Annotated in this window: 15 protein-coding genes; 10 read left to right on the top strand and 5 right to left on the bottom strand. The window is 61.7% G+C overall.

From position 1 onward, the window contains the following. Window positions 1-369: 369 nt before the first annotated feature. The 4 genes from AC5RV1_RS05400 to AC5RV1_RS05385 all read right to left on the bottom strand — a co-directional run bounded on the left by AC5RV1_RS05400 (window position 370) and on the right by AC5RV1_RS05385 (window position 2,511). On the bottom strand, window positions 370-756 hold the full coding sequence (locus AC5RV1_RS05400) for a helix-turn-helix domain-containing protein (protein ID WP_493993803.1): 387 nt from the start codon (window positions 754-756) through the stop codon (window positions 370-372). Next, window positions 753-1,148, bottom strand: coding sequence for a hypothetical protein (locus AC5RV1_RS05395; protein ID WP_493993802.1), 396 nt, complete (start codon window positions 1,146-1,148; stop codon window positions 753-755). Before AC5RV1_RS05395 ends, AC5RV1_RS05400 begins: the two co-directional genes overlap by 4 nt. 539 nt (window positions 1,149-1,687) lie before the next feature. Continuing rightward, a complete protein-coding gene (locus tag AC5RV1_RS05390) occupies window positions 1,688-2,083 on the bottom strand; it encodes a hypothetical protein (RefSeq protein WP_493993801.1) in 396 nt (131 codons plus the stop codon). Window positions 2,084-2,334: 251 nt separating this feature from the next. Then, a complete protein-coding gene (locus tag AC5RV1_RS05385; RefSeq protein WP_493993800.1) occupies window positions 2,335-2,511 on the bottom strand; it encodes a hypothetical protein in 177 nt (58 codons plus the stop codon). Between the two features lie 308 nt (window positions 2,512-2,819). Here AC5RV1_RS05385 and AC5RV1_RS05380 point away from each other — a divergent pair, with 308 nt between their 5' ends. The 5 genes from AC5RV1_RS05380 (at window position 2,820) to AC5RV1_RS05360 (ending at window position 6,930) form a co-directional block, all read left to right on the top strand. Beyond that, window positions 2,820-3,962 (top strand): site-specific integrase, encoded by a 1,143-nt coding sequence (locus tag AC5RV1_RS05380; RefSeq protein WP_493993799.1) that lies wholly within the window; start codon window positions 2,820-2,822, stop codon window positions 3,960-3,962. Window positions 3,963-4,447: 485 nt separating this feature from the next. Continuing rightward, the gene (locus AC5RV1_RS05375; RefSeq protein WP_493993798.1) at window positions 4,448-4,696 is read left to right on the top strand and encodes a hypothetical protein; all 249 of its coding nucleotides are present in this window, start codon (window positions 4,448-4,450) and stop codon (window positions 4,694-4,696) included. 87 nt (window positions 4,697-4,783) lie between these two features. Beyond that, window positions 4,784-5,590, top strand: a complete 807-nt coding sequence (gene yidC, locus AC5RV1_RS05370; RefSeq protein ID WP_493993797.1) for a membrane protein insertase YidC — start codon at window positions 4,784-4,786, stop codon at window positions 5,588-5,590. A gap of 59 nt (window positions 5,591-5,649) precedes the next feature. Then, a complete protein-coding gene (locus AC5RV1_RS05365) occupies window positions 5,650-6,207 on the top strand; it encodes a dihydrofolate reductase family protein (RefSeq protein ID WP_493946844.1) in 558 nt (185 codons plus the stop codon). A 63-nt stretch (window positions 6,208-6,270) separates the two neighbouring features. Then, the gene (locus AC5RV1_RS05360; protein WP_493993796.1) at window positions 6,271-6,930 is read left to right on the top strand and encodes an SDR family oxidoreductase; all 660 of its coding nucleotides are present in this window, start codon (window positions 6,271-6,273) and stop codon (window positions 6,928-6,930) included. 76 nt (window positions 6,931-7,006) lie between these two features. On the opposite strand, the gene AC5RV1_RS05355 is transcribed toward AC5RV1_RS05360, so the two are convergent. Next, complete coding sequence (locus tag AC5RV1_RS05355) at window positions 7,007-8,233, bottom strand: ROK family protein (RefSeq protein ID WP_493993805.1); 1,227 nt, start codon at window positions 8,231-8,233, stop codon at window positions 7,007-7,009. Window positions 8,234-8,489: 256 nt separating this feature from the next. Between AC5RV1_RS05355 and AC5RV1_RS05350 the strand changes: the two genes are divergently transcribed. From AC5RV1_RS05350 to AC5RV1_RS05330, 5 genes are all read left to right on the top strand, one after another. Beyond that, complete coding sequence (locus tag AC5RV1_RS05350; RefSeq protein WP_493993795.1) at window positions 8,490-9,731, top strand: ABC transporter substrate-binding protein; 1,242 nt, start codon at window positions 8,490-8,492, stop codon at window positions 9,729-9,731. A 22-nt stretch (window positions 9,732-9,753) separates the two neighbouring features. After that, entirely contained in the window at window positions 9,754-10,665 is a 912-nt protein-coding gene (locus tag AC5RV1_RS05345; protein ID WP_493993794.1) for a carbohydrate ABC transporter permease, read from the top strand. Continuing rightward, window positions 10,665-11,576 carry a carbohydrate ABC transporter permease gene (locus tag AC5RV1_RS05340; protein ID WP_493946840.1) on the top strand — a complete coding sequence of 304 codons (912 nt, stop codon included), beginning with the start codon at window positions 10,665-10,667 and terminating at the stop codon, window positions 11,574-11,576. Before AC5RV1_RS05345 ends, AC5RV1_RS05340 begins: the two co-directional genes overlap by 1 nt. Window positions 11,577-11,670: 94 nt before the next feature. Further along, on the top strand, window positions 11,671-13,350 hold the full coding sequence (locus AC5RV1_RS05335; RefSeq protein WP_493993793.1) for a glycoside hydrolase family 13 protein: 1,680 nt from the start codon (window positions 11,671-11,673) through the stop codon (window positions 13,348-13,350). 102 nt (window positions 13,351-13,452) lie between these two features. Beyond that, entirely contained in the window at window positions 13,453-15,165 is a 1,713-nt protein-coding gene (locus AC5RV1_RS05330) for a glycoside hydrolase family 13 protein (RefSeq protein ID WP_493993792.1), read from the top strand. Window positions 15,166-15,170: the final 5 nt, after the last annotated feature.

Raw genomic sequence — 15,170 nt, 5'->3', positions numbered from 1 at the left:
GCAGGGACCATAACCTCCGTTACCGGGATGGCCCTGCCCTGAAGGCAGGGACCATAACCTCCGTTACCGGGATGGCCCTGCCCTGAAGGCAGGGACCGTCCCAATCGGGCTTCAGTGCTTGGTCCAGGCAAAGTTGCCGATGAGGTAGTTGTTATTGGGGTAGTTCCAATAAGGTAGAACTCCCTTGGGGTCGTTCTACTTGGGGTTGTTAACGGTGAGGTAGTTAGGGACGGGGTTTTTCGTGGTTGCTGGTGTTGGGAAAATCCTGGGGAGGGGTACCCGCAGAACGCGGGGGTACCCCACCCGAGTTTTGGTGCCTAGGTGACAACCCCTTTGTAGGGTGGCTGCCTCGGTGTTTCTTGAGCAGGCCTATGCGGTCATCGGTTTGCTATTCGTGTCCGGGTCGCCGGGACGCCCCGGAGTCCCCAAATCGGGAGAGGCGTCCGCATCCGCATCGATGACCATCTCGTCCGTGATCGGGATGGTGATCGTGTAGACGATAGAACCGTTGAAACGACGTTTCTTGTGGAGGTAGCCTTTCTCTTCCGCCAAAATCGTGTGCTTCGAAATGACAGCTGGGGTCAGGTCCGTAGCCTTGGCGAGCTTCTTAAGGCTGGGCCACGCTTCTCCCGTTTCATTTTTGGCGAAAGTGGCAAGCGCCCAGCAGACAGCGCGTGCTCCTGTCGGGAGGTCGGAGCCCCTGATGGCCCTGGCATATTGCAGGGGCATGGCCGGCCGGCCGGGTACCGGAATCACAGGTTTACCTCCGGAATCAGCAGCGTCCAGCCGTACCTGCGGAGGCCGATGCCGTCGTAGAAATTGCGGTCAATGTATCCCTTCAACACAAGTTCTGACATGATCTCCAGTGCCGTCAGGTCCCTCCTGTCCCGCCCAAGCGAGGCGTTAACCCGCTGCCAGTCCGTAAAGGACGCGCGGCCGATACCAACAGAAAGGGCCATGACCCGGGCCACCCCGAGCGCTTCAGGCGGGAGGCTGATGTCGCTGGCGATTGCCTCGAGCCAGCGATCCAAGAAAGGGTTCCGCGCCGCGAACGCGGAGTTGCTGCCGCCGCGATTGCTGGACGTCGGCGATTCACCTGCCTGCTTCACATGAACCACCTCAGACGGCGGTTCCGTCAACTGAGTCATTAGTTACCTCCATTTTGTGGGTCAAAAGGGCACGACGAAGGCGGGAAAGTGCCTGGTCGGTTCATAGCGAGATGGACGAGCGCCGCTCTTCCGCTGGTTGTTCGAAGACGCTGGTGATGGAAGCTACAGAAAGGATTGGGCTGCTCATCCCTACCGGGGTCGATCTTTTCCTCCCGCGCCATCCCACCGGAGAGTCGGGCTTCCACTCTTACGTCTGATTATTGGCAGCGCTCACGAGGAGTTTTATCGACCCTGTCAGGGGACGAAGACGTCCTCGGTACCACGTGCACACCGTTGTCAGAAATTCGCCACACAGGGCCGTTAGTGACCCATCCGGAACTGAGCTGGGGAAAAGAACTGGGCACCTCGTCGCAGACTTTTGGGTGCCAACATCGATTTGGGCTGCGAAGGCGGCAGGAGCCGACCAGCGGAGCATCTTGTTGGCAATTGCCCAGCAGGTCGCCTTGACGCCCGAAGGCAGACCGGACTCCCGAATTGCTACCGGTACCGCAAGGGACGCGACGGCTGGCTCGATATGCTCACTCTTCTCCCTCCGGAATCAGCAGCGTCCAGCCGTAGACAAATTGGTCGTCGGCGTCGCGGTCGAGGTATCCCTCCAAGGCCAGTTCTGACATGGTCTCGAACACCGCGAGATCGGTCCTGTCGCGCCCAAGCGCGGCGTTGATGTGCTGCCAGTCAGTGAAGGCAACGCGGCCGATGCCGACGGAACGCGCCATGACAGTTGCCACCGCAAGCGCTTCCAGCGGCAAACTGCCGTCGCTGGCGATGCTGTGGAGCCAGCGGACCAGGAACAGGTTCATCGAGTTGATCGCTGCGAACGCTGGACTGTGGGCGATCTCTTCCGGAACTGGGGACTCGCCGGTCTGCTTCACAGCATGGACTGGAGCCCACGAAGGGTCGGTCGGGTGGGTCATTGAATACCTCCAGAATTGGTAAAAGAGCACAACAAAGGCAGGAAAGTGCCTAATGGGTATGTTGAAGAGATAACTAAGCGGATGCGCTGCCGCCTTGAAGTGGGGCATTCGGTTGCAAAGAGACTCGCTGTAATGGGCCGTTGGACGGCCCCAGCGGTCGTTATTCAGTCGAGTTGTAGAGTTCGGTGTCGGTGCTGTAGCCAATACCGACGTCCGCCAGTCCTGGTCCGGCTGGGCGGAACGCCGTCTCCTTAGCGGGTCATTTCCTGCTGCCGCATCCAATCCTCGACATCGGACAGCCGGTAGACAATCTTGGATCCGACGCGCAGTCGCTTGGGGCCGTCGACCAGGTGGGTGGCAAGGAATTTCTCGCTAACTCCCATGAAGGTTGCGGTAGTGCGGCGGTTCATGTACAAGGAGTTGGACATCTGTTGGGCCTGCTCAACAGTGGCGCTGGTGCAAACGGGGGTAGCGGACAAAGGACCTCCAGGTCGTAATCGTGCAGGTTGGCAAAACTGAAAGAGGCTCGAATTGCGTATCGCAACCAATGAGGGGGCGAGTGCAAACATTAAGGGTCGATGAGGGGACGAGGCCTCCGGAATACACCTTGCGGGCGGGCTTCCGGTGGCTTAGGGATTCTCCGGGGGTCTTGGAGAAGGCCCGATATGACCATTGTGTGCGGCGCACTGTGAAATGGGCCTCGCGAACCTACGACCGGGCAGGCTAGTCTTGCGGCATGGCGATCAGGAAGCTTCCGAACGGGAAGTACGAGCACGACTACCGCGTCGATGGCAAGCGCCGGTATAAGCGCTTCAGGACAAAGGCTGAAGCACAAGCCCATGAGTTGCAGATCAATACTGCAAAGGCAGGCGGCACCCTCATTGATAACCGCAAGGGCGGCAAGATCAGGTTTCACGATCTGTACGAAGAGTGGATAGCCCGTATTGAAAAAGTGGGTGCGAGGGGCGCCCGTCCTTCGTCGCCCGTTACGGTTGCGGGGTACCGGCGAATCTACGAATCACACATGAGGTCGCACCTGGAGTACCGCGCTCTTGCCACGATCACACTGACGGTCATCAGCGACTGGCTGGAAACGTTTGCCACGGACGATGCGCGGCAACGGTCGTACCGGCAGTTGGGGCGCATGCTCGAGTATGCAGTTGGAAGGGGGTATCTACCCACAAACCCAGCCCGCAACGCAATCATCAATCACGTCCCCAATCCTGAACCGGCCAGGGATCCCGCAGCGTTGACAGTGGCTCAACTCCATGCGCTCGCCGACCAGGCTGCGAAGGGCGGGCGGTACGCCCAGGCATCACATGACGTTTACAGGCTTCTGATCCTCTTCGCTGGCACAACTGGCCTCCGGTGGTCAGAAATCGCGGGCCTTCTGCCCGACGCCCTGTCATTTGGTGATAGGCCCCAAGTCATCGTTCGGTCAACGTTGGTACCGGTTGATGGGCGTCTTCATTTTCAAGAGACGACCAAATCCCGCAAGCCTCGCACAGTTCCGATCCCCAGCTCCGTAGCAGTGCGGCTCGAAGAGTACCTGGAACGATCTCACTCGGGAGGCTATGTGTTCGCGTCACCAACAGGAGCCGCCCTGCGTTCGTCAAATTTCACTCGCCGCGTCTTCCAGCCTGCCGTAGTGATATGTCAAAAGGCCGATCCGACATTTCCCAGCATGGTCTTCCATGACCTGCGGAGGACGGCTGTCACGTTGGCGATAAGTACCGGCGCGCACGTGAAAGTGGTCCAGCAGATTGCTGGTCACAGCTCGGCGGTGACTACGCTGGATGTCTATGCCCAGCTGTTCGCAGATGACGCCCACGAGTCTGCAAGGGCTGTTGACGCGCTATTGCATCCTGCCGGGGGGTAGCCCTTTGGCGTCGCCTGTTGGCAAGGCGCCCAAGCGTGTGGCTGCTAAATGGCTGTTAAGTGACACAACTTCGTTGTTTCTACGCGTCAATACTGCACGACTCATAATCGTGAGGTCGGGAGATCGAGCCTCCCCACCGCTACAGGCTAAGCCCCTGGAATCCCCCGAGATTCCGGGGGCTTTTCCGTTGGAGGCGAAGTGCCGCTTTCAGGTGCAACCCCTGAGATTCCTCTCACATCCCACTGCTTTTCTGGGTGCTGGATGATTTTGGATGTTTTGAACTGACCGGAGCAAGCGCCACGGCTTAGTGGCCCGCTTGCCGCGGTTGTACTTCCGCTGCGCAACACCATGCAGACAACGCCGAACACTGACTGGGGGACCGTCCCCGGAATGTCAGCAAAACATCATCGTGGGTACACGCGGAGGCAACCCTGCGCCAGCATACTGAGGCCGGGGGAGCACTTCGACAAAGGAAAGGACGCGTCATGATCAGCAATGACAAAGCTTTTATCGGTTCTTATGATGAGCTCTCCGCAGGAGATGCCATCGAAGCGTTTTATGGGAACACTTTGGTCCACCGCGGTCCGGTCACAGAGGTCGCGCTGGACCAGGGGTTGCTCTGGATTCTGGACACTCTGACAGGCAGCCGCCGCCTACTCGACATCTCGGAACTCGAGATCGTGCGTTTGCCGGCGCACTACCGTGAAGTCCTGGTGGGGGCACCTGGTCAATAGGAACGCGCGCCATCGACCTGAACGGTAGCGCGTGACAAGTTCCCTGTTTCCCCGTAGCTTTGCCGCATCTCACCGATGGGGAAACGCATGGACATCTTTGACGCAATCATGGTCCCGTTCAGATGGTTAGTGTCTGCCGTAATGGTCGGCTTGCATGAAGGGCTGAGCGCCGTCGGCATGCCTCCGGCCAGCGGCTGGACATGGACCCTGTCCATCATCGGGCTGGTTCTGCTGATCCGCGCTGCCCTGATTCCCGTGTTTTTGAAGCAGCTCGACGCCCAGCGCCGGATGCGGCTCCTGCAGCCGGACTTAAAGACGCTGCAGGAAAAGTACAAGGGCCGGACAGACCCGCTCTCCCGCCAGTCATTGGCCCAGGAGCAGATGGCCTTGTATAAGAAGCACGGGACCAACCCCTTCTCCGCCTGCCTGCCCATGCTGATCCAGGTGCCGTTCTTCTTTGCGCTGTACCAGGTTCTCGCCGGCATCAGCACCCGGGCAGCGCAGGGTGAGGGAACGGGCGCCATGAGCCACGACCAGGTAGTACAGTTCGACCAGTCCAGCATCTTCGGCGCCACATTGACGGCATCAGTGCTGCACGGCGGCAGCGGCAACCAGACAGCCGTTATGGTGTTGACCATCCTGATGATCCTGGCGATGACCGCCGCGCAGATTGTCACGCAAAAGTTGATCCTCGCGCGGAACGCGTTGCCGGGGGACACCGGAAGTCCCTTTATGCGGCAGCAAAAAGTGGTGCTCTACACGTTGCCGGTGGTGTTCGCGCTGGGAGGGGTCTTCTTCCCCATCGGCGTCCTGGTCTATTGGACAGTCACCAACGCCTGGACCATGGCACAGCAGTTTTTCGTCCGTGAACGGCGGACATCCGGAACTGCATAGTCCCGCCGGAACGGGGACACAGTCTTACCCAAAGCCTGAAGTGCAGGCACAATGAGCCCATGGCTGAGCTTATCTACACGGGCATTGCATCCCTGGACGGCTACGTCGCTGACCGCCACGGCAACTTCGACTGGAGTGCCCCGGACGAGGAAGTCCATGCCTTCGTCAACGACTTGGAGCGCGACGCCGGCACATACCTTCTGGGGCGGCGCATGTACGAGGTGCTGTCCGTCTGGGAGACCCTGGGCGGAAGCGACGACCCGCCCGTCATCCAGGACTACGGGCGCATCTGGCGGGCAGCAGACAAGGTGGTCTTCTCCACGACATTGGACGCGCCGCTGACCGCCAGGACGACAGTCCAGCGCTCTTTCGAACCCGATGCCATCCGGGACCTGAAGGAGAGCAGCAGGGGCAGCATCGGCATTGGCGGCTCCACCCTGGCAGCCAGCGCACTCCGGGCGGGGCTGGTGGACGAGTGCCGGGTCTTCCTCAACCCGGTGGCAGTGGGAGGGGGCCTTCGCTTCCTGCCGGACGGGCTGAACCTGCGGCTTGAACTCCAGGACGAGCGCAGGTTCCGCAATGGAGTGGTGTACCTCAGCTACCGCACTGTCCCCTGATCCTGCCAGGGGTCGAACGTGCGGCGATGTGGCGTATGCGGGATGGGGGAGCAGAATGGGGCCATGACCCGAATCGCAATCATCGGCGGCCACGGCAAAGTGGCCCTGCATCTGTCCACCCTGCTCACGGAAGAGGGCCACAGCGTCACCTCGTTCATCCGCAACCCCGACCACGCGGGGGACGTCGCGCAAACGGGCGCAACGCCGTCGGTCCTTGATATCGAGAATTCCACGACGGCGGCCATCGTGGAGGCACTGACGGGCCACGACGCTGTCGTCTGGTCAGCAGGCGCGGGCGGCGGAAACCCGGCCCGGACATTCGCTGTGGACCGGGACGCGGCCATCCGTTCGATGGATGCCGCAGTACACGCCGGAGTGGACCGCTACGTGATGGTGTCCTACCTGGGAGCCCGCAAGGACCACGGCGTACCTGAGAGTAACGGCTTTTTTGCCTACGCCGAGGCGAAAGCTGCCGCTGACGAGTACCTTCGCGGCACCGGCCTCTCGTGGACCATCCTGGGCCCGGGCACCCTGACCGACAAGCCCGGCACGGGTTTGATCAAGGTAGATCCCAACCCGGGGGAGGGAGACGGCGGCACGTCGCGCAGCAACACCGCCATCGTGGCAGCAGCCGTGCTGGACCTGCCGGAGACGGCGGGACGGACGATTGAATTCTGCGACGGTTCGCTTCCGGTGGCCGCAGCGCTGGAATCACCGGCGTAATTTGCCGGAGGAATCACAACCTCGGTTCTGGTGCCCAGGACCATCCGGGGGCTGGGCACGTCCCAGGTGAACCGCGTCAGGAAACGGGGTGCAAGGGTTTCGGCAACGAAGCGGGGTAAAGGTCAAGAGCGTGCTCCTCGACATAATCGAGGGCAAGGCGGATGGCACCGATTGACACAATGCCATCCCCCAGGGAGGAGGCTTCCACACGGGGCGGAGTGAAAGTGTACTTCGGCAGCTGCTCCTCGATGGCGGGGATGAGGGCGCGGGCAGAGGCTGCGACACCGCCTGCGAGGACGACGAGCTCAGGGTTCACCAGCGTGCTCAGCGAACCAATCACGCGTGCCATGCGGTGTGCGACACGGTCGAGGACTTCCTGCGCGGCATTGTCGCCATCCCTGGCCGCGGCGAACACCATCTCGGCCGTGAGGCCGGCCGGTGCGCTGCCGGACAGCTCGTGCAGCCGGGTCTTTGCATTGGCGGCGAGCGCTTCCTGGCCCCAAAGTGCTACATAGTGCGCGATGCCGATGGTATCGCCTACGCCTTCGACATTGGCCAGGTACCCCAGCTCCCCGAAGCCGCCAAGCTGTCCGTGGAGCAAGCGGCCGGATTCGAGTACGCCGGAGCCCAGCCGGTCCCCGGCTAGCATGACGATAAGGTTGTCAACGCCTTGGGCCGTCCCCTGCCAGCGTTCGGCCAGGGCGGCAAGATTGGCGTCGTTCTCCAGCAGCACATGCCAGCCGTGCCGCTCCGAAACAAGCCGACGAACATCAAAAGACTTCCAGAATTCCTGAACCGTGAGGACTTCGCCGCTCCGACTGACCGGAGCGGCGACCCCAACGGACACGGCAAGAACGGAGTCTGGGGACACGGCTGCCTTATCCAAGGCCTCTGCGGCGATCCGGTCCAGTACATCGGCCCGCTCGTCAGCGGGTAGGTTGTGCGCCCGGAAGGGTGTCGTGACCCTGGAGAGGGCCTTTCCCGCCATGTCGGCGACGATGGTGGTGATCTTGTTGGCGCCAATATCGATGCCCAGAACGCTGGCCGCGCGATCGTCAAAAACGAATCTGCGGGCCGGCCTGCCTTTGACATAACCCTCGGTGCCCCGTTGGTTTTCCAGCTCCTCAAGCCATCCGAGCCGGACGAGCTCATCACAAATCGAGATAACGGTGGCCCGGGAAAGCCCAGTGGCAGCCATAAGGTCCGTGCCCGTCATGATGCCCGCCCCGCGCATTGCCTTAAGCAAGGCACTGGCGTTGACCCTCCGCAGCAACTGTGTGGACGGTGCAGTCTCATTCATCAGGGGCTCCCATTCTTTCGGGCTGCCACGGGACGTTGACCAGCCCTTCTAAATTTAGGCCATAAATATAGCCGGGAAACAATGTGGCATGTGCTTGACGCTGTGACCCACGACACTTCATAATATCGATAGGAGCTAAATTTATAGCTTGTATCAACTCGGCGGGCCGGCATCAGCTAATTCCCGCCGTAGCCCGCGGCTCCGATCGCCGCACCACGAAAGGACGAGGGTGTCTTCGAACTTGACGCGCACTAAACGCATGGCCGTGCTTGGTCTCTGTCTGGGTCTGCTCGCCGGCCTCCTCTCAGGCTGCGCTGGAGACTCCGGCAAGGAGACCATCCGGTTCACCTTCAGCAAGCGGGAGGCCATCGGTTTCATGACGAAACTCGTCGCCGACTACAACGCTTCGCAGGACAACACAGAAGTCGTTATGGATACCTCGGGGGTTGACGTCGTTTCAGCCAGTTTCGTCCGGGGCAATCCGCCGGACATCGCGCTCGCGAACTACAACATGGAAACGGCCAGGTTCGTGCAGCGCGGCGCGCTGAGTGACTTGTCCGGAACGCAGGCCTCAACCCGTATCCGGAAGGACCTGCAACCCCTGATGGACCAGTACGGCTCGTATCCAGGCCGCACCAGCGCCCTGCCGTACTCGATCATGGCGTCCTCCGTCATCTACAACAAGGAGATCTTCGCTGCCCACGGCATCGATGTGCCTAAGACCTGGAGCGAACTCATCGCGGCGTGTGATGCGCTGAAAACCGCCGGGGTGACGCCGTTCTACGCAACGTGGAAGGACGACTGGACAGTCGCCCAAGGGTGGTTTGACTACTCCGTGGGCGGCCAGCTCGACACCATCGACTTCTTCCAAAAGCTTTCCGAAGCAGGCACGGAGGTGGGACCGGATTCACCGGCGTCATTCGAAAAGGACTTTCAACAACCCGTCGCGAAAATGCTGGAACTGGCGGGCAGCTATGTCAACAAAGACGCCGCGAGCCGAGCTTATGGCGACGGCAATCTCGCGTTTGCGCAAGGTAAGGCAGCAATGTATCTGCAGGGCCCGTGGGCCTTCGGCGAGATCGCAAAGAGTGCTCCCGACCTCCAGCTCGGAACCTTTCCGCTGCCGATGACAGAGAACCCCGAGGACCTGCGCGTCCGGGTCAACGTGGATCTCGCCGCCTGGATTCCCGAAGGATCCAAGCACAAGGACGCTGCCCGTGACTTCCTCGAGTACCTCTACCAGCCGGAAGTTATCGAAGCGTACAACAAGTCGCAGCTGGGCTTCACGCCCACTATCGATGCCGCCGGAGCTCCAGACCCGCGGATCGAGGGGATGGTCGAGTACTACGAAAAGGGCCAGGTCTATCAGGGTCCGTCGGTGCTGGTGCCGCGCACCATCCCCATCATGAATCACGTCCAGGCGCTCGTGTTGGGCGCAGATCCTGCAGCCACCTTCCGCACACTCGACGCAGACTGGGCGCGCCTGGCGTTCCGCCAGTAGCGCTCACAAGGGAGCCAGATACATGTCCATCACCACAGCAACAAGACCGGGGCAGGAACGCCCGCAGACCCGCAAAAAGCGGCGGGTCGAACCGATTTTCTACCTTTTCCTCTTGCCAAGCCTCGTCCTCTTTACCCTGGCGATCACGGTTCCAGGCCTTGTTGGCATCTTCTTCAGCTTCACGAACTCCATCGGAATCGGCGACTGGGAGTTCGTCGGACTGACCAACTACATTGCAATTTTCAGCGATCCTGCCATTCTGCAGAGCTATCTGTTCACGTTCGGATTCTCGATTGTGACCGTGCTTGTGGTGAACGTCATCGCTTTCCTTCTCGCCGTGGGGCTCACGTCGCAGATCCGTATGAAAACCGCGTTGCGGACCATCTTCGTCATCCCCATGGTGGTCTCCGGCATCATCATTGCGTATGTTTTCAATTTCCTGTTCTCGAACTCGCTGCCCTCGGCAGGTGCGGCAGCCGGGATTTCCTGGCTGGAGACGAGCCTCCTGGCAAAACCTGACCTTGCCTGGGTCGCCATCGTGGTGGTTACGGCCTGGCAGGCGGTGCCCGGTGCGCTGCTGATCTATATCGCCGGACTCGTCTCGATCCCCGGGGAAGTGTATGAGGCCGCGGACATCGATGGCGCGAGCAAGTTCCAGCAGCTCCTGAAAATCACCGCTCCGCTCGTGGCCGGCTATGTGGTGATCAACATCATTCTCGGATTCAAGGGCTTCCTCAACGCCTACGACATCATCGTCGGACTCACCAACGGCGGCCCGGGCACCTCAACACGAAGCATCGCGATGACCGTCATCGCTGGCTTCAATGGCGGCGACTATGCCTACCAGATGGCCAACGCGACCATCTTCTTCGTCGTCGCTGTCCTCATATCTCTCCTGCAGCTTTCGCTGACTCGCGGACGGAACACACTCTGATGACCTCACCATCCACCCTCACCGCCGGGGATATTTACCGCACCGAACCAGCACCTGCCGAAGCCGGACGACGACGCGCAGGTTTGAAGGTCGAACGGGTGAACTGGCCAGCTACCACCATCCTGGTACTCTGTGCGGTCACTGTACTGCTTCCGCTGTACGTGACGCTCTCCATGGCCTTCAAAACCCAGGGGCAGGCTGTGGACGGCAACGCATTTTCATTCCCTGCGCCCTTAAGTATTGACGGCTTCGTCCAGGCGTGGACCTTGACCAACTTCCCCGTAGGCGCTGCAATGTCGTTGCTGGTGACGGCGGGGACTGTGGCCGCGACGATCGTGCTGGCTGCGTTTGCCTCGTACGCAATCGTGCGCAACTGGGAACGCAGGTTGTTCCGGTACTCCTTCTACTACCTGCTCGCAGCGATGTTCATCCCGTTTCCGGTCGTCGCGCTGCCGCAGATCCAGTTGACCGGCCGCCTGGGCCTGGACAATCCGCTGGGCGTGATTCTGCTCGCCACGATGTTCCAGTTGAGCTTCAGCGTGCTGCTGTTCACCGCATTCCTGCGCTCAATCCCGATGGAATTGGAAGAGAGCGCCCGCATTGACGGCGCTACCACCTGGCAGACTTTCTGGAAACTGATTTTTCCGCTGCTGGCGCCGATGAGCGCCACGGTGGGCATTTTCGCCTTCCTCTACGCCTGGAATGACTTCATGATGCCTTCGTTGATCATCTCCGACCCGGCGTTGCAAACCCTTCCAGTGCGGCAGAACCTGTTCCAGACCCAGTTCAGCAACAACTACCACGTCTCCTTTGCGTCCTACCTGATGGCCATGGCTCCGGCCATCGTGGCGTATCTCTTTACCCAGCGGTGGGTTATGGCAGGCGTTACCCAGGGCGCCGTCAAGGGCTGAGCCTGGTCACTTGCATGGCCGGCCCGCAGTGAGCAAAAACGCAAGCAATTCAGCATCCACGCAAGAAACTCCAGCCCCAGAAAGGGGAAACCGTTTGTCCATCCTTTCGAGCCAGACGCCCGATGCCGACACCTGGTCCACGTCAGCCAGCGATTGGTGGCGCCAGGCCGCGGTTTACCAGATCTACCCGCGCAGTTTCGCCGATTCGAACGGGGACGGGATCGGGGATCTGAACGGCATCACCGGGAGGGTGCCGTACTTGAAGAGCCTTGGTATCGACGCCGTGTGGCTCAGTCCCTTCTACCCCTCCGCGCTGGCTGACGGCGGCTACGACGTTGATGACTACCGTGACGTTGATCCCAGGATCGGCAGCCTCGCAGATTTCGACACGATGACCACGGCTCTGCACGCCGGGGGCATCAAAGTGATCGTGGACATTGTCCCCAACCACTCCTCCAACCGGCACGTCTGGTTCCAGGAAGCCCTGGCCGCGCCCAAGGGTTCACCGGCCCGCCGCCGGTACCATTTCAGGGACGGCAAGGGCGCGCATGGCGAACTGCCGCCGTCGGACTGGACAGCCGCTTTCGGCGGCCCCGCCTGGACCCGGACAGACGACGGGCAGTGGTATCTGCACACCTTCACCCCGGAGCAGCCGGACTGGAATTGGGACAACCCTGAGGTCCGTGAGGACTTCCTCAAGACCTTGCGCTTCTGGGCTGACCGCGGCGTGGACGGCTTCCGCGTGGACGTGGCCAACCTTCTCGTCAAGGACCTCCGGCCCGAACTGCCCAGTAGGCAGGAACTGGATGCCATGGACCGTACCGCCGGGACCCACCCGCTCATGGACCGCGACGAAGTCCACGAGATCTATGCCGAATGGCGCAAAGTATTCAACGAATATGACCCGGCGCGCTTCGCTGTGGCGGAGGCCTGGGTGGAGACCGCCTCGAGGCGGGCCAAGTACGCCTCCCCTGAAGGCCTGGGCCAGGCTTTCAGTTTCGACCTGCTCATGGCCGACTTCAACGCCAGCCAGTTCCGCGCCATCATCGCCGACAACCTCGAACAGGCCCGCCTCACCGGCTCCACCACCACCTGGGTATTTTCCAACCATGACGTCACGCGCCACGCCACCCGTTACGGTCTCGAACCGCTCAACGGGCGGCCGGGGAAACCGGGAGTGGACTGGGTCAAAGCGGGCGGTCCCCGTCAAGCACTGGACGTCGAAGGAGGCCTCCGCCGAGCCAAGGCCGCCACGTTGCTGATGCTCGCCCTTCCCGGCTCCGCGTACCTCTATCAGGGCGAGGAACTGGGCCTGCACGAGGTTGCGGACATCCCTGCTGACCAGCGCCAGGACCCTTCGTTCTTCCGGGGCGCGGAGTACGACGGCCTGGGCCGGGACGGCTGCCGCGTTCCACTGCCCTGGGAACCTTCCGGATCTTCCTTCGGTTTCGGTGCCAACGGTGCCCATCTGCCTCAGCCGGACTGGTTCGCCGAATACGCAGCCAGCACCCAGGAGGCGGACAACGCCTCAACCCTGCATCTCTACCGCAAAGCGTTGGCACTGCGGCACGAACTTCAGGGCGCCGAGACCCTGGAATGGAAACACGACGGGAATGAACAGGCGCTGCACTTTGTGCGCCCGGGAGGGTGGCACGTCGTTGCGAACTTTGGTACCGCCGCCATCGAACTTCCTGAAGGCAAGGTCCTGATCTCCAGCGCCGGCATCGAAGGCGGCAAACTCCCGGGCGAGGCAACCGCCTGGCTCAGGGCCTAACGCGACGTCCCGCCCAGGCAGTGCAGTCGCTGTTGACGGCCGCCGCGTTACCCGCACATACTGGTCGACAAGATAATTTAGATACTAAATAAAAGGAGTGTTGTGAGCACCACCGCCACCCTGGCAACCCTGTCCGATTCCAACCACCTGGCCGACCCGAACTGGTGGCGCCAGGCCTCTGTGTACCAGATCTACCCCCGGAGTTTCTCAGACTCCAACGGAGATGGCATCGGTGACCTCAAGGGCATCACCGCCAAAGTGCCTTACCTGAAGTCGCTGGCAATCGACGCCGTGTGGCTCAGCCCGTTCTACCCCTCAGCCTTGGCGGACGGTGGCTACGACGTGGACGACTACCGCGACGTGGACCCCAAGCTCGGCACGCTTGCGGACTTTGACGAGATGGCGAACGCGCTGCACGGGGCCGGCATTAAGCTGATCGCCGACATCGTTCCCAACCACTCCTCGGACAGGCACAAGTGGTTCAGGGAAGCCCTCGCCTCGCCTAAAGGGTCACCCGCCCGGGACCGCTACATCTTCCGCGACGGCAAGGGCCCCAACGGTGAGTTCCCGCCGTCGGACTGGGACTCCGTCTTTGGCGGCCCGGCCTGGGAGCGCATCACTGAACCGGATGGCACCCCGGGCCAGTGGTACATGCACATCTTTGCCAAGGAACAGCCGGACTTGAACTGGTCCAACCGCGAAATCCGGGAGGACTTCCTCAAGACTTTGCGCTTCTGGTCCGACCGGGGTGTTGACGGGTTCCGGGTGGACGTGGCCCATGCCCTCACCAAGGACCTCACCGAGCCCCTGTTGTCCAAGCTGGAACTCAGCGAGCTCAACACCGGGGTGGATGGATTCGACGACGGCACCCACCCCTTCTGGGACAGGGACGAAGTCCACGAGATCTACGCCGAATGGCGCGAGGTGTTCAACGAGTACAACCCGCCGCGCACCGCCGTCGCGGAAGCCTGGGTCCACGCGACCCGGCGCGCCCGCTACGCCAGCCCGCAGGGCCTCGGCCAGGCGTTCAACTTCGACCTGCTGCAGGCCGATTTCGACGCCGGCGAATACAAGGAGATCATCACCCGGAACCTTGCCGAAGCGGCCTCCACCGGCGCCTCGTCCACCTGGGTGTTTTCCAACCACGACGTGGTCCGCCATGCCACCCGTTACGGCCTGCCCCAGGTGTCCAAGGGCAAGGACCGCACCAAAGGCCAGGACGGCAAGGACTGGCTGCTGGCCGGCGGCCCCAAGGAAGAACTGGACGTGGAGCTCGGCGAACGCCGTGCCCGCGCCGCCACCTTGCTGATGTTGGCCGTCCCCGGTTCTGCCTACCTGTACCAGGGCGAGGAACTCGGGCTGCAGGAAGTCGCCGAAATTCCCGAAGCGGAGCGCCAGGACCCCTCCTTCTTCCGCAACAAGGGCGTGGAAGTCGGCCGTGACGGCTGCCGTGTGCCGTTGCCCTGGAAGGTGGAGGGAACCTCCTTCGGCTTCGGTGACGGCGGCGCGCACCTGCCGCAGCCGGACTGGTTCAGCACGTACGCCGTTGAGGCGCAGGACGGCACCAAGGGCTCCACGCTGGAACTCTACCGCGCCGCCCTGAAGCTGCGCCGCGAACTGCAAACCGACGAAGAGCTGGAATGGGTAGAGACCGGCAACCCGGAAGTCCTGCACTTCCGCCGCCCCAACGGCTGGCAGTCAGTGACGAACTTCGGGGACACCGCCGTCGACCTTCCGGAAGGAACGGTCCTGGTCAGCAGCGCCCCCCTCGAGGGCGGCAAGCTGCCAGCCAACACCACGGCATGGCTGCGCTGATGTGC

The organism is Arthrobacter sp. Hb9-2 (genome assembly GCF_059091165.1).
Note: the sequence above shows the minus strand (reverse complement) of the source record. Positions and strands in the feature narration are given on the sequence as shown.